The sequence below is a fragment of the Seohaeicola sp. 4SK31 genome (genome assembly GCF_028802875.1).
GTDB lineage: Bacteria > Pseudomonadota > Alphaproteobacteria > Rhodobacterales > Rhodobacteraceae > Seohaeicola.
Genome location: NZ_JARAMP010000044.1, coordinates 1 through 16,933, shown reverse-complemented (window position 1 = coordinate 16,933; position 16,933 = coordinate 1). Strand labels below are relative to the sequence as shown.

The 16,933-nt window shown below is 58.3% G+C and carries 18 protein-coding genes and 1 pseudogene; 6 read left to right on the top strand and 13 right to left on the bottom strand.

Going from position 1 to position 16,933, the window contains the following annotated elements; translation table 11 throughout:
• Both PVW27_RS20385 and PVW27_RS20380 read left to right on the top strand, forming a co-directional pair.
• Nucleotides 1-303, top strand: a 303-nt coding sequence (locus tag PVW27_RS20385; protein WP_274560881.1) for a hypothetical protein, incomplete at its 5' end; no start/stop codon positions are given.
• A gap of 154 nt (nucleotides 304-457) precedes the next feature.
• Entirely contained in the window at nucleotides 458-757 is a 300-nt protein-coding gene (locus PVW27_RS20380; RefSeq protein WP_274560879.1) for a GNAT family N-acetyltransferase, read from the top strand.
• 108 nt (nucleotides 758-865) lie between these two features.
• Here PVW27_RS20380 and PVW27_RS20375 read toward each other — a convergent pair whose 3' ends face one another.
• The 7 genes from PVW27_RS20375 to PVW27_RS20345 form a co-directional block, all read right to left on the bottom strand.
• Complete coding sequence (locus PVW27_RS20375; protein WP_274560878.1) at nucleotides 866-1,162, bottom strand: hypothetical protein; 297 nt, start codon at nucleotides 1,160-1,162, stop codon at nucleotides 866-868.
• Nucleotides 1,163-1,188: 26 nt separating this feature from the next.
• Nucleotides 1,189-2,826, bottom strand: coding sequence for an IS66 family transposase (tnpC, locus tag PVW27_RS20370; protein ID WP_274560877.1), 1,638 nt, complete (start codon nucleotides 2,824-2,826; stop codon nucleotides 1,189-1,191).
• Between the two features lie 62 nt (nucleotides 2,827-2,888).
• Entirely contained in the window at nucleotides 2,889-3,236 is a 348-nt protein-coding gene (gene tnpB / locus PVW27_RS20365; RefSeq protein WP_274560875.1) for an IS66 family insertion sequence element accessory protein TnpB, read from the bottom strand.
• Nucleotides 3,233-3,592 carry a transposase gene (locus tag PVW27_RS20360; protein WP_274560873.1) on the bottom strand — a complete coding sequence of 120 codons (360 nt, stop codon included), beginning with the start codon at nucleotides 3,590-3,592 and terminating at the stop codon, nucleotides 3,233-3,235. The genes tnpB and PVW27_RS20360 overlap by 4 nt, the downstream gene beginning before the upstream one ends.
• A 289-nt stretch (nucleotides 3,593-3,881) precedes the next feature.
• Nucleotides 3,882-4,397: a hypothetical protein gene (locus PVW27_RS20355; RefSeq protein WP_274560871.1), complete on the bottom strand. Its 516-nt coding sequence runs from the start codon at nucleotides 4,395-4,397 to the stop codon at nucleotides 3,882-3,884.
• On the bottom strand, nucleotides 4,394-5,236 hold the full coding sequence (locus PVW27_RS20350) for a hypothetical protein (protein ID WP_274560869.1): 843 nt from the start codon (nucleotides 5,234-5,236) through the stop codon (nucleotides 4,394-4,396). The genes PVW27_RS20355 and PVW27_RS20350 overlap by 4 nt, the downstream gene beginning before the upstream one ends.
• A gap of 149 nt (nucleotides 5,237-5,385) precedes the next feature.
• The gene (locus tag PVW27_RS20345) at nucleotides 5,386-6,363 is read right to left on the bottom strand and encodes a hypothetical protein (RefSeq protein WP_274560867.1); all 978 of its coding nucleotides are present in this window, start codon (nucleotides 6,361-6,363) and stop codon (nucleotides 5,386-5,388) included.
• Nucleotides 6,364-6,845: 482 nt separating this feature from the next.
• Here PVW27_RS20345 and PVW27_RS20340 point away from each other — a divergent pair, with 482 nt between their 5' ends.
• Nucleotides 6,846-7,871 carry a nucleotidyltransferase family protein gene (locus PVW27_RS20340; protein WP_274560865.1) on the top strand — a complete coding sequence of 342 codons (1,026 nt, stop codon included), beginning with the start codon at nucleotides 6,846-6,848 and terminating at the stop codon, nucleotides 7,869-7,871.
• A gap of 53 nt (nucleotides 7,872-7,924) precedes the next feature.
• Here the strand turns inward: PVW27_RS20340 and PVW27_RS20335 are convergent, their stop codons facing one another.
• On the bottom strand, nucleotides 7,925-8,806 hold the full coding sequence (locus tag PVW27_RS20335; protein ID WP_274560863.1) for a DMT family transporter: 882 nt from the start codon (nucleotides 8,804-8,806) through the stop codon (nucleotides 7,925-7,927).
• 360 nt (nucleotides 8,807-9,166) lie between these two features.
• Between PVW27_RS20335 and PVW27_RS20330 the strand changes: the two genes are divergently transcribed.
• The gene (locus tag PVW27_RS20330; RefSeq protein ID WP_274560861.1) at nucleotides 9,167-9,487 is read left to right on the top strand and encodes an H-NS histone family protein; all 321 of its coding nucleotides are present in this window, start codon (nucleotides 9,167-9,169) and stop codon (nucleotides 9,485-9,487) included.
• A gap of 613 nt (nucleotides 9,488-10,100) precedes the next feature.
• A complete protein-coding gene (locus PVW27_RS20325; protein WP_274560860.1) occupies nucleotides 10,101-11,510 on the top strand; it encodes a nucleotidyl transferase AbiEii/AbiGii toxin family protein in 1,410 nt (469 codons plus the stop codon).
• A 394-nt stretch (nucleotides 11,511-11,904) separates the two neighbouring features.
• Here PVW27_RS20325 and PVW27_RS20320 read toward each other — a convergent pair whose 3' ends face one another.
• Together PVW27_RS20320 and PVW27_RS20315 are read right to left on the bottom strand one after the other, a co-directional pair.
• A complete protein-coding gene (locus PVW27_RS20320; protein ID WP_274560858.1) occupies nucleotides 11,905-12,327 on the bottom strand; it encodes a hypothetical protein in 423 nt (140 codons plus the stop codon).
• A gap of 88 nt (nucleotides 12,328-12,415) precedes the next feature.
• On the bottom strand, nucleotides 12,416-12,829 hold the full coding sequence (locus PVW27_RS20315) for a hypothetical protein (protein WP_274560856.1): 414 nt from the start codon (nucleotides 12,827-12,829) through the stop codon (nucleotides 12,416-12,418).
• A 385-nt stretch (nucleotides 12,830-13,214) separates the two neighbouring features.
• Between PVW27_RS20315 and PVW27_RS20310 the strand changes: the two are divergent.
• Nucleotides 13,215-13,834 (top strand): annotated as a pseudogene (locus PVW27_RS20310) (IS256 family transposase); the annotation flags it as partial.
• A 180-nt stretch (nucleotides 13,835-14,014) separates the two neighbouring features.
• On the opposite strand, the gene PVW27_RS20305 reads toward PVW27_RS20310, so the two are convergent.
• The 3 genes from PVW27_RS20305 to PVW27_RS20295 form a co-directional block, all read right to left on the bottom strand.
• Nucleotides 14,015-14,620, bottom strand: a complete 606-nt coding sequence (locus PVW27_RS20305) for a hypothetical protein (protein WP_274560854.1) — start codon at nucleotides 14,618-14,620, stop codon at nucleotides 14,015-14,017.
• Nucleotides 14,621-14,940: 320 nt separating this feature from the next.
• Nucleotides 14,941-15,753, bottom strand: coding sequence for a uroporphyrinogen-III C-methyltransferase (cobA, locus tag PVW27_RS20300; RefSeq protein WP_274560883.1), 813 nt, complete (start codon nucleotides 15,751-15,753; stop codon nucleotides 14,941-14,943).
• Nucleotides 15,754-15,847: 94 nt separating this feature from the next.
• Entirely contained in the window at nucleotides 15,848-16,804 is a 957-nt protein-coding gene (locus tag PVW27_RS20295; protein ID WP_274560852.1) for a glycosyl transferase family protein, read from the bottom strand.
• Between the last annotated feature and the right edge of the window lie 129 nt (nucleotides 16,805-16,933).

Sequence of the window (16,933 nt, the reverse complement as noted above, 5' to 3'; positions counted from 1 at the left end):
CGCATCAACCATACCGTCGCGCTCATTCCGGAAGACCAGAGGGACAAGACGCCACTACGCGTCATCGACAGCATCCTACTCAGCCCCACAAAGGATCTGAGAACGATTGCCCAAGCACATGCGTCCGACCTGCCTCGCACCGTGCGGATGCTGTTGCGCAGCGCCGGGGCGTGGGGCGGTGATGGACGGCTGGAGAGTTACCTCTTGTTTGAACCCGGATATGTCGGGGATCTGATCGACTTGGGATATGCGGATACCATAGCGCAAGTTGAAACCATCGAAGGCTTCTTCGAAACCGGATGACAATGGGAAAGCGGTCTTGGCCTGACGAGGTCGTCCGTCGAGTTTGCCGGATAAGGAGCATTTTTTTGGCCAGTTGAGTGCGGCGAACAATTCAGTCAAGTTTCAGGGAAGATCCCATACGAGTTCGTGGCGCAAACATTGAAGGGACCTGATCATGCCAGACATCAATATTACCCGCTCCGACACAGCGACCAAGGCGCGGATTGTTGGCAGAGTGAAGGGGATCACAGAGGAAGCGGAACTCACGCTTTCGAAATTGTCCGCGAGGGTTGTCATTGCAGATCACACCTCGGTTCCTGATGCCATGCGGGGCTTGGGTGTTGGTGCTGCACTTGTCGAGCGCTTGATTGCCGATGCCCGTGCCGCGCAGCAGCGCATCGTGCCGCTATGTCCATTTGTGCGCGCCCAGGCCCAACGCAACAGAGAGGAATGGGCCGATGTCATTCAGTGGTAGAAAATTGAACTCACTATAACTGATGGGAAGAAAGTAGATTTCGGACCGGCCGGCTTTGACGCCGCTGTGAGCTTCGAGAAAAGCCTTAGGACGCGGCGGCTTCCAACCCTACTTGTTCCCGTCGATCCACTTCGACATCAACCCTTTGTCTCGGAAACACTCTTCAGGCACGGAACGGCGCTTGATGCGCGCGAGGCGCTCGGCGAAAGCCACTTGCCTGGAGGTTGGGCGACTGTCTGATGTGACCAAGGGTTTCAGCTTGGACTGTGCGTCGATCCACTCGCTGAGGGATCTTCGATCCTGCAAAACGTCCCAAGGCAACAGTGTCTGGTTGCGCATGGCCAGCGAGCGCGCATAGGCGACCTGTTTCGGTGTCGCGGGAAGGTTGAATGTGGCGTTGTTCATCGTAACCATGCCATTGAGACCGCAGCTTATGCGGCTTGATTTTCCATTGCAGTGGCCAGCGGCACCCAGTTCCACGGCAGCAATTTATCCAGCCTGTTGATCTTGTGATCGTGGATGCGGTCGAGGATGTCTGCCAGATAGGCCAGGGGATCGAGACCGTTCAGCTTGGCGGTTTCAATGACGGTCATCGCGCGCGCCAAGGTTTCCGCGCCGGTATCGGCGCCCGCGAAGAGCCAGTTTTTCCTTCCGATTCCAATCGGGCGCAGGGCGCGTTCGGCCGGGTTGTTGTCGATGGCCACACGCCCGTCGCTCAGGAACAGGCTGAAGGCCTCCTGCCGCGCGAGGCCATAGCGGAACGCCTTGGCCAGATCGCTTTTGCCCGGGATGCGCAGAAGTTGCTGCTCGGACCACGCAAAAAAAGCCGTCACCTTGGGCAGGCTAAGCTTTTGACGCGTCGCATGACGCACGTCAGCGGGCTGGCCGCTGATATCGCGCTCGATATCATAGAACTTGCCGATCCGGTCGAGCGCCTCGCGAGCGATCTCTGATTTGGTCGAGCTCCAGAAGTCATGGAAGTCACGGCGTAGGTGCGCCCAACAGGCCGCCTCGCGCAAACGCGACGTGCCATCGGGATCAGGTTCGTAAAGCTTGGCATAGCCTTTGTAGCCGTCGGCCTGAAGAATGCCACGGGCGTTGACCAGATGGTTGAGGACATGCTCTTCTTTCCAGTCTGGTGCAAAGCGATAGACTGCACCCGGTGGCGATACCCCGGCCCAGGGTCGCTGGTCGCGCACATAGGCCCAGATCCGGCCTTGCCTGACCCCTTTGCCAAGACCTTTGTCGCGCAGGCTGCGATCGAGCACCCGGATGGGTGTGTCGTCCGCATGCAGCAGGTCGCTGGCCATGATGTCGGCCTCGATCCTCTCGATCAGCGGCAACAGGGTTTTCATGGCCCGCCCGCACCAGCCGACAAGCGTGCTTTCGGGAATGTCAGCCCCCATGCGGGCAAAGATCTCGTGTTGGCGATAGATCGGCAGGTGATCATCGAACTTGGAGACCAGAACATGGGCCAGCAGGTTTGGCCCCGCCATACTGCCCGGGATCGGACGGCTGGGGGCCGGTTCCTGCACCATCCGCTCGCAACGGCGGCAGGATTTCTTGATCCGAGCGATCTGGATCACCTTCATCTGCGCGGCGACCATATCGAGCAGTTCGCTGACATCCTCACCCACCACGCGCAGATCACCACCGCAGTCCGGGCAGCAGGCACCGGGGTCCAGTTCGCGGCGCTCGCGCGGGGTCGCATCCGAGACACGTGGCCGACGAAGCAAAGCGGGCGCATCGGCAGCCTCTGGTGACGGCTCATCCTGCCCTTCGTCGATGAGCGCCTCATCGTCTTCGGCCACAGCAATCAGCAGGTCTTCAAGCGCCAGTTCAAACTGTTCGATCTCGCGCTCGATCCTTTCCGAAGATTTGCCGAAGGCCAGTTTCTGGAGTTTGGCGATCCGCAGGCGCAGAGCCTGAACCAGCTGATCATGGACGCGCAATGTCGCCGATATCTTGGCGTTTTCTGCCGCGATCCGGGCATTCTCAGCCTGCAATGCTGCGATCATCACTCTCAATTCAGCGGGATCATCGGGCAGATTTTCGGCAAGCTTTGACATGCAACTGACTACCAAAAATCAGGCCGAAGCACCATAGAAACAACGCAAATCTGGCGACAAAATCACCCCACCCGTGCAGGCGGAGCACCCCAATCTGGACGCCGCCAGTCGATCCCCTCCCACAGCATCGCAAGCTGCGCTGAGGTCAGCCGCACCGACCCATCCTGAGCGCTCGGCCACACAAAGCGGCCGCGCTCAAGCACTTTGTAGTAGAGGCAAAACCCCTGACCATCCCAGAATAGAAGCTTGATCCGATCACCGCGACGACCCCGAAACGCAAACACCGCACCACTGGCCGGCTTTTGCCGCAAAACATCCTGGGTCAGCGCCGCCAATCCCGCGATCCCCTTGCGCATATCCGTCACCCCGCAGGCCAGATACACACGCACACCGGTGCCGGGGCCAATCATGCGGTCTCCACCGCGCGGATCAGCACCGATAGCGCTGTCGGATCGATCGTGCTTTCAAAATGCAAGCTGCGCCCGCCACGCAGACGCAACTCAACAGCGATCGGTGCCTGCGCCACCGGCACTCCGGCCGCAACTGGCATGTCCATAGGAAAAAAGAGCGCCCCAGCATCGGGCGACCACAGGCCCTTCTTCTTGAGGTCATGCTGCCACGCATAAATCTGCTGCCGGGTCACCTCATGGCGCTGCGCCACCTGTGTCTCCGTGGCCCCGGCGATCCCAACCGACATGACAATCTCAAGTTTGTCCTCGTCACGCCAGAGGCGCCGCCGCTCCAACCCAAGAATTTCACCGCGCATCACGGACCGCGCATAAGTCACGTCGTTAACGACGTCTTTAGCGACGTGTCTTAGATCATAGCCCCACACTCAGGCAGGCGGTGCCAATGGGGTGGTTACTGTCCATCGGGGTTCTCCCTTCTTGACTGTACCCTCCACTATAGAACAAAGAGAGAACATAATCAAGCTGACCCTGCTCATCGACCTCCTAAAGAGCGGCTTAAGATGGATCAGATCCAATCTGCCAAGCTATTTGGGGGGGCGAGGAAGTGGCATTGATATCCTCAAGGTGGCTCACTGGGGAACTTTATCAGAAACGGGGGAGTTGAGGGTCGGAGCAAGTATTTGGTCGTGACAGGCACGGTTCTTCAGACCACCCCAGAAATTGCGCGGCTACGGCGCGATCGAAGCCCCGCCCGCGATCAAGAACGCCATAGCAGCCGGTTTCCTGCACAATCTGCAGTAAATCGTGTGTTGGCACATGAACACCCAGATAAATGGCTTTCTCCGGTGCGTGCCATGTCTGATCCACAATCTCGCCGGTCACCAGATCGACGCACCAGGCATGGTCATAGGGTAGAGGATCGTTGGCGTCCGGCCATCCCCAGCCCTCAAAATATGCAAGACCTTGGTCAATGGCAGTGTCATAAGCATTGCGGAAACACTGTCGTGGCATGGCCAAGGCATAGCCTTCCGGCAAAGCCGTCCCGACCATTCGGGTGCCTCGGGCACGCAGAAACCGCGCGACAGGAAGGCGTCCTAACGGGCCATCCAAAGTTTGATCAATGACGTCAAAGCTGCGCTGCGAAGAGCCTTCTTGCGTCATTCTGCGCACCGTTGCGCGCAGAAGAACGTCGTGGACAGTTGCGACAGGTCTGAACGTGAGCCGTCATGGCAATGGTGCTTGTCGATCAAGAGTGCTTTGCGCGCCGTGACTGGCAAGCTGGCAAAGCTTTTGGCACTCCAGACCGTTTTTGCACTGCGGATCCGGATTGTGAGCTCGTCGATTCCAATCCGGGTCCCTTCCGCGCGACAGATCGCCAGAAACTGAAGGTCAAAGATCGCGGCGGATTTCTGCAACGATGATATCAGCTTTGGCCGCAGCCTGGGCCATGTCAAAGTGCTGGGACTTGGATCTCTGTCAGACCCGAGGGAGAGATTGAGATCTGGTGCGCGACGGCGGCGTAGGATGCCGACTGTCTCATAGATCAGGAAGTCCAATGGCGTTGAAAGATGTTGCACCTGCCGGATGTCGAACAGCCCGTAGGGCACTTGGTCAAAGAGGCAGTCGAAGGCATTGGCGGCGAGTTTGAAGTCCAGCCATTGGTTCGCGTTCCGTAGCTCGCAATGTTCAAAGAACTGCAACGTCAGAAGGTCTTGGAGACCCGCCCTGAGAGCGGCGTTTCCGTTTGCCCGCTCAAGGCCGAGCTTGCGGCGAAGATCGAGAAGGCGAATACGGTAGCCTTGCGAGGGTTGCACAGCGATTCCGTGATGCCAGTCTGTAGTCTGACGGCAGACATGGTGAACAATGCCGTGGAGAACACGAGAGCCGTGCAATGTAAGGCCAGTGCGCTCGAAGGACAGCCTCAACGCCTCCGACATGCGATAGAGCGAGGCGCGATCCTGGCCGGGCAAAGCCGGGTCGATGGGTAAGTTGAGCGTCATGGAAGACTCCAAGTTGGACAGTGTGGGAAAGGAAGGGCAGAGACGCGGCGGTCAACTGAACCCTTCAAGGGGTGTATGATCCGATAGCCCGCCACTGGTCAGTCGATGTGATGTCCACGGTGCGGCAGGCCCAGAGGTGGGTCTCAGAGTTACGCTGCCTGAGTGGCAGGAGCGCCCGCTGCGTGATCTGGCGATGCAGCGCGCATCCGGGTTTCGAGTGCGACCGGACATTCCTTGATTGATGGGCGCGGGGATGCCGTCTTGGGGCAGGGCGCGACGGCTGCATTCACCGTTGTGTCCATAGCGTTGGAGTAAAGCGCGACGAGGTCAGATTTCGAGACCGAAGGGCTGATACTTTGTCGGCGCAAGTCCACAAGATCGAGCGCTTGGAACCTTTGGCGCAGCACGTCCGGATCAATGCCCTGTGCCTTGACGTAGAGGTTCGATTGAGCCGAGACGCCGCATGCCGGATTGCCATCCAACGGCACGGATAGAATTGCCCCGGCACGCGCGCCCACGCGGCGTATGACAAAATCGGCGTCCGCCAAACTCTTCACGAACTGGAAGTCGGGGTGGGTCGTGGCGCGTTTGACTGGCTTTGCTCGGTCCACAGCTTGGCGGCTCCAGATCTGGAACACGGCGGACACGTTGTGCGGCATGTCTTCGAATAGAAACGGCTCATCGATCAGGGGCAGTTCGCTGATCAGATGGAACTGCGGGTCAAGGCGCTTCTGTCGCTCGGTCTTCATGAAAGACGCGGGCATGATGAAGGCGATCGTTTCAGCGAAGCCGGCGGCATGATTGAAGAACCGTGCGGCCTCCGCACCATTCCGGCCAAACGGCGGGTTGCCGATGACGACGATACGTCCAGCGCCAGCTTGTGGCTGCCAGTGAAGAAAATCCTGTGCGTCGATCTCGGGACCGTCAGGAGCGATGTCGAGACCCAGGCGCGGCGTCGGCATCTGGTGCAGGAAGGCACCTGTACCGGCGGAAGGTTCGATAAATAGGTCTGCGTTGAGACCGGGAAGAGTTTCGGCCAGATGTGCCAGACAGGCTGCGGCCGTGGGCGGGCTGGTGAAGAACTTGCCCAGTTTGTGGGCGGGTGAGTGTCGTGCTGTGGTTCCCATTGAGGATCTCCTGTTGCTGATGAACGGGAGATCGGATCGACTGAATCGGCGCGGTAACCGAAATTGTGAGAAAGTTTGCGCAGGCCAGAAAAGTGACTCAGGTCTGCGTCTTGCGGCTGAAGAACCCAATGCTCTCGCTAGATGGGCTCGGCCCAGGCGCAGCGGGAATCGGGTACAGTGCGGTTGCGTGACCAGACCAGGATCGGCTGGCTTCCGAAGCGCATTGGCCGGTCGCCTATCGTGTCGCGGAGTATCACGCGGGAGACGCGGGTGAGGCTCGGTCTCTGTCAGATAGGGAAGCAGCGCTGTAGAAGGGGGGCAGCGCATGCTCTCCGACAGAGCACCCTGGTTGCAGAGAAAGACGTGATTGCAACCGAGGGGGCCAGTGAACGCATCCGGTAAACGTCGGCAAAAAGGTTTACCGATTGCTTCGGTTAACCAAAATATATAGGTTTACCGAAAATCCGAACGGTGAGGTTCACATGGCAAATCTGAGTTCCGTCGCGCGGTCCGCCTACAGCGATCTCTTGCGTCTGCTGAAAGACGACATGGTCACAAATGTCCGTGGCTCGCTGATGACCAAGGAGAGGGGCGGCAAACTCTATTGGTATGCGGCCGAGAAAATCGGGAATGCGGTGAAGTTCTGGTATATCGGCCCGGATAGCAATGAGACGCGGGATCGCGTCAAGCGCATGAAGGTGCTTCATGAGCAAGCTGGCGAGCGCAAGAGGGAACGCGCGCGCTTGGCGCGTCTGCTCCGCGCCGAGGGGATGACACCAGTTGATCGCAGTACCGGTGGTTTGCTACTCGCCATGTCAAAGGTCGGGACTTTCCGGCTCGGCGGTACGCTGATTGGGACCAATGCGTTCCGTCTGATGGAGGGAGAACTCGGGGTCACTTTGCCGCTCGGCGGTGTCGCAAACACAGGCGATGTCGATATTGCGCAGTTCGAACGCCTGTCCGTTGCGCTTGAGGATACGGTGCAACCGTCCCTTGCTGAGACCTTCTCAGCCCTCAAATTCGATCCGGTTCTGGGGCTCGATCGAGATAGTGTCTGGCGGTGGCGACAAGGCGGGCAGACCGGCATGATGGTCGAGTTCCTGACACCTTCTTTTGATGCGGAGGAAGGCATTCGTGATCTGCCAGCTCTGGGCGTCAAGGCACAGGCGCTGCACCACCTGAACTATCTGATTGCGGACCCGATCCATGCGGTTGCGCTCTATCGGGATGGTATCCTGGTCCAGGTCCCGCGGCCTGAGAAGTTCGCGATCCACAAACTGATCGTCGCTGACCGCCGTCGAGATAGGGCGGCCTCCTTCAAAGCTGAGAAGGACCGCGAGCAAGCCGCTTTCATCATTGCGACGATGGCAGAGGATCGGCCGTCAGATCTCTGGGACGCGTATGAAGACGCTATGGCCCGCGGACCTCGCTGGCGCGAGCGGATAGCGCGGACGCTCGAACGGATGCCTGCAACGCGCGATATTCTGGCGGGCTGCGGAGCGGCGTAGCCCATCACGCAAAACGCGAGGACACGCGCAAACTGTAACGGTGACTTGCACATTCACGTCGCCTGGCGGCTCTCTCGCCAGACAATGAAGATACCGCTCACCACGATCACGGAGGCACCGATCAGCGTCCAGAAGCCCGGTGTATCCGCCCAGACAAGCCAGCCCAGAAGCGATGCCCAGATCAAAGCAGTGTAGTCGAATGGGGCCACTATAGCCGCGGGTGCCAGCCGGAACGCCTGACCGATCAGGGTGATACCGAGCGCCCCCAACAAGGCTTGGGCAGCGAAGAACGGCAGATCATCGAGACTGATGGGCACCCAGACTGTCGCGGCCAAAGGAGCTGCATAGAGCATGGGAAACAGCATTACATAGAACATCATGGTCCACATGCTTTCCCGCGGGCCAAGCCACCGCGCCGAGATCATGAAGAGCGCGTAGAGAAGGGCTGTGCCAATCACATAAAGTGACGCTGGCTGGAAGGTCGCCCCGCCCGGGCGGACAATGATGAGGACGCCGACAAACCCTATCACCACAGCCAGCCAACGCCGCCAGCCGACCGCCTCACCCAACAGCGGCACGGACAGGGCCGTGATGAAGATCGGAGCCGAGAAGACCAGGGCTGTCGCCTCGGCCAGAGCCAAGGCTTCAAGCCCTTTGAAGAACGTGTAGGCGCCACCGAGCATCAGCAAGCCGCGCGCCGCATGGATCTGCACATGCGCCGTTTGAAAACCCGACCAACCGTGCAGGTAGAGAACAACGGCCCCCACCATGGGAAGTGCAATCAGATTGCGGAAGAAGATGACCTGGATCGGGTCGTAGCGCTCCACCAAAAGCTTTGCGATGGCGTCATTGCTGGCAAGAAACGCAACCCCGGCACAAATGGTCAGGATGGCAAGCCGCGTGCGTCCACCTTCGATGGCGGTTCTGCTGTTCATGCTTTTGTCGGCCTCCTCAGCTTCGGGAAAGGCTAACAGTCCGGTGCAGAATGCTCCAGACGCATGGGACTTGATAAAGAAACTTCGACGGGCTCAGGACTTAGCTGACGAAGGGAATATCCGAGCCGATCTGTTTCTTTAGGTGAGCAATGCCTACAAATTGCAGACTTGGCCTCAGCGCTCATGCCGTGCCGTCCCATCGTGCCAGAATGAAACTGCATAATGCCAAACTAAGGGTCCTGATGGCGGCAGAGTAAAAGGATGACTGATCCTGAGCAAATTGAATCACGCCAACATGTGTTGCGGAACTATACTGCAACGGGCTATCGAGACCGGAATATTCCGAAACAGAGGCACCACATGGCTGATTGCGATCTCGAAGCACTGTCGCTCACCGAACTGAAAAAGTTGCAAAAGGACCTCGCCAAGGCGATTTCCACCTTTGAGGATCGGCAGAAGGCCGACGCGCGCGCCGAGGTGGAGGCTTTAGCCAGAGAGATGGGCTTCTCGCTCACCGACCTTGTCGGCACAAACGCAAAAACGACCCGTGCGCCTGCTCCTGCGAAGTTCCGCCATCCTGAGAACCCGGCCCTCACTTGGTCTGGCCATGGGCGCAAGCCGCGGTGGTTTGTGGACGTAATCTCAGCAGGCAAGACGGAAGACGAGCTGACGATCACCTGACTTTATTGCGGCTCCGCGAACGGCCCATTGCTGCCCGTCGGGACATCCGCGACGCTGCGGTGCAGCTTCCCCGAACCAGTCATTTAGGATCGCCGCAGCGCGTATTGCATGCCAATATCGTAAGCGTTGCATCTGACCCCGGTCGCTGTGTCTAACCCGACGGTTCCTAGTCTGCTAGTTTGTCCCACATGAGCGATGGAGGACATAATAGCAGAGCGGATCGTTTGGGGTTTCCCGTGCCCATTGGGCCATTGGGCCACCACATGTGGCCCCCTGAGCTAAAGCAAGAAGCAGTTCGTCGCGTCCGAGATGAGGGCGCAAAACCAAAAGACTTGGCCTTCGAAATCGGCGCGAGGGAAAATCTGGTCCACAAGTGGGTCCTCATCGATCGGCGAGCGCGCGGTGAATAAGCGAACCGATCCTGACGGCGTTGTTCGCCAAACTAGAATTCTTGCGTGGTCAGTGCCTGGCAAACTCGCCTCTTGGGGAGGCCATCGCCTATACACTGAGGCTCCGAAAAGGATTGCTGGTCTTCTTGGCGGGGGGCACACCCAGGCCAAGGATGTTCGACTCTCACCCCCTGAAGCCCTTATCGTGTCTTGTGGAGTCAACGATGATCGATCAGAAAGAAGTCAAAGCGAAGTCGATTGAGTTCGATATTCATCATACGAATGTCGAGCGAGACTACGTTTTTGGTTGGCTGCTCAAGTCTATTTTCGAAAACGATTATCTACGGTCAAAGCTCGTATTCAAAGGTGGCAACTGCCTGCGTAAAGCCTTCTATCCAGACACCAGATTTTCAGCCGACCTCGATTTTTCCGCTGGCGACACCATCGATGCTGAGAATATGGGCGAACAGATAAATAATGCCTGTCGGGAAGCTCAAAATGCCTGCGGTGTCGAATTCCAGATCGACCGCAATACTTTCTCGGTGGGCGCCTTCGTGGACAGCGCACGACGGTCATACAAGGGTCGCGTTTATTTCACCGATTTCTTTGGAAACCAAGACGATTTGACGATCAGCGTTAAATTGGACGTTACGGAATTTGACCGCCTCTATCTCCCCTCGACCAAGCGTCAGCTTATCCACCCTTACTCAGATGCCAACGACTGTAGGGCGGAGCTGAACTGCATGGCGCTGGAGGAGGTCGTGGCTAACAAGCTAAAATGCCTGATCCAGCGCAGGCACTCACACGACCTTTTCGACTTCGTGTATTCGACCTTCATCGACCGCTCGATCGAGCTGGATCGCGGCTTGGTCCTGCAAACTTTTCTGAACAAGACTATTTTCAGCGCCAGCCCTGGCGCGGCCAAAGGCATTTTACTCGGCATCCCGTTGGCCTTCTTCGCCAGCGTGTGGGAGAAATATATCCGGTGCCCTAAATCTACACGTTTCAGCTTCGACCGCGCCGTCGAAGGGTTCCAAGACAGCATTGAACACCTGTTCGACGGCGTGAGGAGCGGCGGTAGAGGCGAGCAGCTCTACTTCGGTGGAGAGCATCGGCACATGATCCTGGAAGCAGGCGCCGAGCGCAGGCTGATGAGGCTAACCTATCACGGTGTTGAGCGGATCATCGAGCCGTATTCACTCGCCTATAAACAAGCAAAAGGGAAACCCGCGCGCGAATATTTCTACGCGTATGATACAACAGGCGGGCAAAGCAGAGGCCCGAGCATCAAGGCATTTCTCAACACCGACGTTGAGGCGCTGTCACTCACCGACGACAAGTTCGAGCCGCGCTATGAAATCGAGCTATCTAAGGCTGGAGAAGACGCAAGGAATGCCTATTTCGGCAGAGATTTCAGCGCGGGGCGGGCTGGAGCCACTGCTCCCTTCGGCAGGACACGTATCCGAAGAATGCCAAAGACGAAAGCGTTTCGGGGCTATGAGCCAACTTACAAGCTTCAGTGCCCATACTGCCAAAAGACGTTCACGCGTAAAACGCAATCTCTTGACTTGAACGAGCACAAATCGCCAGACGGGTATCGATGCGGCGGACGGCGCGGCTTTCGGGTTTACTGAGCCCTCGCTTTTCGCCCCAAATATCCGCAAACCGCCAACTGTGACGGGTAGATACCCTTGCTCACTGCGACTTGATCGGACGGCCGCTTCAAAATGATGCTGCGGATGCACTGCCGCGCATGCCCCAGTCGGCTCTCCGCCCTTCGCGTCGATCCGATCGCGCAGCCGCTGCGCAGGGTTCGAGCGCCAGCAGTGTCTTGATGCTGCATCTGATCGGCCTCGTCGCCGTCCGTCTGCTCTCCGCCCTTCGCCACTGAGGCTGCCCCCTTTCAAAGAGGATTCCTGATCAACAAGTTGCATGATGACTGCGTGACAGGGGTGGCCCTCATGGGGCTTGAGCCCTCCAAAACAAAGCCCCGAACCGCAGAGGCGATCCGAGGCAAGGTGCGGGGTGTCAGTGCTTTGGGAGCAATCTCTCGATTTGCTCACGATGCTGCGCGAAGACATGCAGGACATGCATCAGCAGTTCGGTTTGGCACGCGTCGCAAAGAGGGGCGATGTCGATGATTTCAGTCAGCAACTTCTTTGCGGCAAGATAACCGCCCTGATCGTCGATGTCGATCACGGCAGGTCCGCGATAGCCGAACGGCGTGTCGACGCGCCGAAACCCGGCATTGGCATGCGCCAGAACCACCAGCGCGGTGCAGGTGTCTTTCAGAGTATCGAGCGTCCAAGCTGCATCGTTTGCATTTGCGACTTGCCCGACCCATTCGGTGATCTGGGACTTGGCAAAGTCTGGCCCACGGCATTCGCTGGCCAGAAACATCAGGTCGGGCAGCAGGGGTGAAAGGGTGAGAGGAAGGGTCTCGAAGGTCATATGTGGTCTCCACTTGAGACTGAGGGAGTTCAGTCTCGTCAAGCACTGCCGGCAGTCAGGAACCGGCAGTGTGAAGGGTGCCCCCGGGTCAGGCTGCCGGTTGGAGTTGGTCCAGCATTTCCGGTTGCTCCGACAGGGTCTGCTCCAGCACATCGCGCAGACCGTCTGTGAGCAGGCATATCTCCTCGACCCTGGGGTCCGTCGGTTCCAGCACTGCGAAAAAGGCGCATTCTTCGCGATCGGGATCATGCACATGCTCGAGCGTGAGGATGCCGAGCAGATGCCGAAGCGCGGCCCAGGTTCTGCGGCTTGGCTCGGCACACTCTGTCAGACCCGCTGCCAATAACTCGACGGAATGGGCACCGCGTGCGCCGGCCAGAAGTGCCGCTGCATTCGCCAGGGCCTCTCGATAGGAGAGAACGAAGTGGCGAAGATCGGTCAGGTCGGGGATGCCCGCAAGGGCGGTGGTGGATTGAGCCGTAATGGCTTTGGGAACGAACATCGGGAACTCCTGTGTTGGGTTGGGCCCTGCCGCTCGGGGCAGGGGTCAAGCAGGCCCGTGTTCTCTTCACCTCAGGACGCGGAGTGGTCCGCGTCTCTGCTGCCGGGTCTCATTCTGAGGGCCCGGTAGCAGAGATGCGCGACCCAGAGCGCATTCCAATTAGGTAATCTCTCATTGTCGGAATTTGGGGGCAAAACGCACAGCTTGGCGTGGGTTTTCAAAATTTCGCACAAGGGTCCGCAGACACTACGCCGATATATGTTTGCGGCCCAATGTGCGGCTGGCACAGGAATGCCACGGTGGCGCGATTTTGCATATCGGTCTGTGCGGACGGACGACTAACCGTGCAAGGATCAGCAGTGTCCTGGTGTTTTGAAGAACAACACGCCAGGGTGGCAGGATCGTGCCCGTTGCGGCCATAATCGTCGTGGCCGCCAACACCGAAGGTCGCAGGGAAATCATAGGCCTCGGCATCGGTCCGTCTGAAGCGGAGACGTTCTGGACTGAGTTCCTACGTTCGTTGCGCGCCCGCGGCCTCGGCGGGGTCGGGCTGGTGATCCAGCTGTGCCCATACCGGCTTCAAGGCCACCATAGCCCGGGTCTTCGAGGCCACTTGGCAAAGGTGCCGCGTTCACTGGATGCGGAACGCGCTGGCCCATGTCTCCCGCAGCCAGCACACCGTCGTCGCTGCCGCGATCCGGCAGGCCGTCGACCAGCCCGACCGCGCCCATGCCGGCGAAACCTGGCGCAAGGTCGCCGAACAACTGCGCCCCCTCTGGCCAAAGCTGGCCGACCTAATGGACGCCAGCGAGCACGACGTGCTGACCTACATGTTCTTCCCTCGCCAGCACCGCACCAAGCTGCACAGCACGAACCCGGTCGAACGTCCGAACAAGGAAGTGAAGCGGCGCGCCGATGTTGTCGGGATCTTCCCCAACCAGGCATCCATCATGCGCCTGATCGGAGCCGCGCTGTTCGAACAGAACGACGAATGGCAGACCGCCAGCCGCTAAATAATGGTCGAAGCCTTCGCCGAGATTGACTATGAGAAGATCGACCCCATTCTCAGCATAACTACGAAAGCCGCCTTAGCATGCCCTCAGGCTAGTCAAACTATCGGAACAAACGCCCAACTGAACGAATATATGACCTGTTCAGGAGTGGTCACATCAATCTAGTCAAAATCTACAAAGACATAAAGTCTAACCCGCCTTCGGAAGACAACATATCGTCAGCGTCCGCAAGAACACGTTCCCAGACTTTCGCTTTCTTTTTTATGTGAAATATGAACTCCGCCAATTGATCCGTATTTTTCTCTCCACTCGTTAAAAGGGCAGCGATGATTACCATGGATGCAATTTTCAGTGCATCTCTCTTTCCGAAGCCTTCTTCCATTGCAATCGTTTTGATAGTAAGAAAGCCGGAAGAACCAGCTTCCACAAGCATCTCCAACGGTAGTTGATCAACTATGCCTATCTGATGTTCTTTTATCTCCTTGATTTGAAATGCAAAATCCTCCGAGATGAGGATTGACTGCGCTTCTTCCGCGCACGCTTCAAAGATCTCGGCGAAACTTTCGGTGTTGTCTGAGTTTTCGGATTCAGGGTAGTTTTCCTGAAGTATTACGCTCGCGAACACGATGCCGTTCACGAAACTGTCGATCTGGCGTATACCATTTTTCGACATTGATTTTCTGAGTCCGATTGCAAGCGAGATAGCAACGTGCACAATTCGATTGCCTACAAAGTGGGTGCGTTTTTGACTGTTCGACACAGCGCCTTCAGCTCTCATGGTACACTTGCTCCAAGACATGTTTCTGATTCAAACATCGTTGCACAAGAGTTTCAGGAAGATTTATGTAATTTCTATGTTTTCATTGTGGCTTTTGCTCGGGTGGTGATCCAAAAGAAGGTGATGTCAACGAGAAAAAGAGCAGCATGAGATTTCGACAAGGCTGAGAACTCTTGATGCCAGCATCTTGTGTCAGTTCGTCCGCATTCCGCCTGAAGACGCCGTCAGCGGAATTCTGGACAGGTCCACTAAAGCAAACGTCCATCTTGGGAATCGCATCAAAATCATCCTATCCCGAAAAGCTGGACTACTGCGGTCTGCTAGAAGCTGTGCGGAATCTGGACTGCTTGGGTTCGAGCGGCTGCGACCGACGAAAATTGCGTCGTGGCTTCTTTCGGCCAGCTAACGAGAATGACAGCTGGATTTTCCAGCCGTTCATCCTGCATGACGCTGGCCATGCTCCCCAAAGTACAACGGGCTAACTTTTCTCTTGGAGTCGAGGCTTGGCTGACGATATCGACTTTCAGCGACATCGGGACACCAGCGTGCCGAAGAGTTTCCACGATCAATCGCGCCTGGCGCACACCCATGTAGACGGCAAGTGATGTGCCGGGGTGCAGCATTCCGGCCCAGTCAGGCTGTGGATCGCCAAGTTTGCACGCGGCTGTTGCCAGCATCAACCGGTCGGTTGCGCCGCGTTCAGTCAGGCCGCGCCCAAGGCTGGCTGCTGCCCCGCTTGCGGCAGTTATGCCGGGCACGATCTCAACTGGGATACCGGCGTTGCGGGCGGCGTCCAGTTCTTCGGCGATGCGGCCAAAAATGCCCGGATCACCGGATTTCAGCCGCACCACCGTCTTGCCCTGTTTGGCTGCCGCGACAATGACGGTGTTGATGCGGTCTTGCGGCCAAGAACAGACGCCCACCTCTTTGCCCACAAAAACGCGCTCGGCCTCGGGGCGGGCCATATCCAGAACGGCCGGGTCGACAAGGCGATCATAAAAAATGATGTCGGCTTCTTGCAGCCTTTGCACCGCGCGTAGTGTCAGAAGGTCTGCGGCCCCCGGACCCGCGCCCACAAGGGCAATCCTGCCCTGAAGAGCGCACGGGCGGCTAGCCGCACATGGGGACGTCAGGGACTGTACCTCCCTTTGCGCGGGGGCATGGCGTGCAGGACGAGGGAGTATCCAAGTCAGAAACATCGGAAACTTTTTCATGGGACGAACTCCTTCAGGCGGCGCGGGGTTGCGGGCGATTGGCCCAGAGCGTTGCGGCATCGGTGGACTGGCCCAGTGCCAGAAAAGCAGCCTGTGCGGTGCCAAGGACAATGGATGTCGCAAACCTGTCTTGCAGAGCGCCGGTCCAAAGATCCCAGAGGGCCTGCGGTGGATAGGGCAGATCTGATAGGCGTTGTGCTTCGGGGATGAGCGGTGGCAGCGAGGTTTCTTGCGGCACGCCGTCTGTCAGGCGGAAGAGCGTGACGGGTTTCGAGGGATTGCGCTCGAACTCGCCACCGCCGCCCTTCAGGATGCAGAGGTTGCGCTGACCCAACGCCGCGCCCGCCGCCTGTTGCAGCCCGAGATAGGGCGGGTGGAACACGCCTTGCACGGCTGCCGGGGCGAGGGCGGGGTTCATCATCCGGCACAGGGTATTGATGCAGGAACGCAGACCCAACACCTCGCGAAGGCGGAGCAAGTCCAGCGCGCGTGGCACGACATGTTCCAATGGCAGATAGGTGATGTTGTCACGGTCCAGAAGGCGGGCTGCCTCGGAAACGGAGCGGGCCAGAGCGATCCCGGCGAGGGGGAGCGCAGAACGGACATCTGCTTCATCCGATTGATGCGTATTCCAGCCATGCAGCAGAACACGTTGCCCCGAGAGCGCAACCAGACGCGCCGCCAGCAGGAACCACGGCAGCCCGCGTGTGCGTCCTGCTGCATAGCTGGGCCAATCCAGATCGGCTTGCGGCAAAGGCGGCAGTGTAGCGCGCAGGCCGCGCGTGAAGCCTGCGATCTCGTCGGGGGTCTCGCCGCGATAGCGCATCAGCATCAACAGCGCGCCAATCGCGTGAGGGTCGGCTTGACCGGACAGGATGAGGCGCATGGCATCCTCGGCCTCGGTCGTGGTCAGGTGGCGCGCGCGGCCCGGCCCGCGACCTATAGCGTGGATGTAGGGGGCAAGTGTCATTCAGCAGGGCTCTGTTGCACAAATCGGCTGATCGCCGAAGTTCCCCTTTCCCTGGACAGACTTATCCCACGGTCTCTGTGACGGGTATGCCGAGTGCGGTGTAGCCGTTCAGGATGGCGATGCGGACCT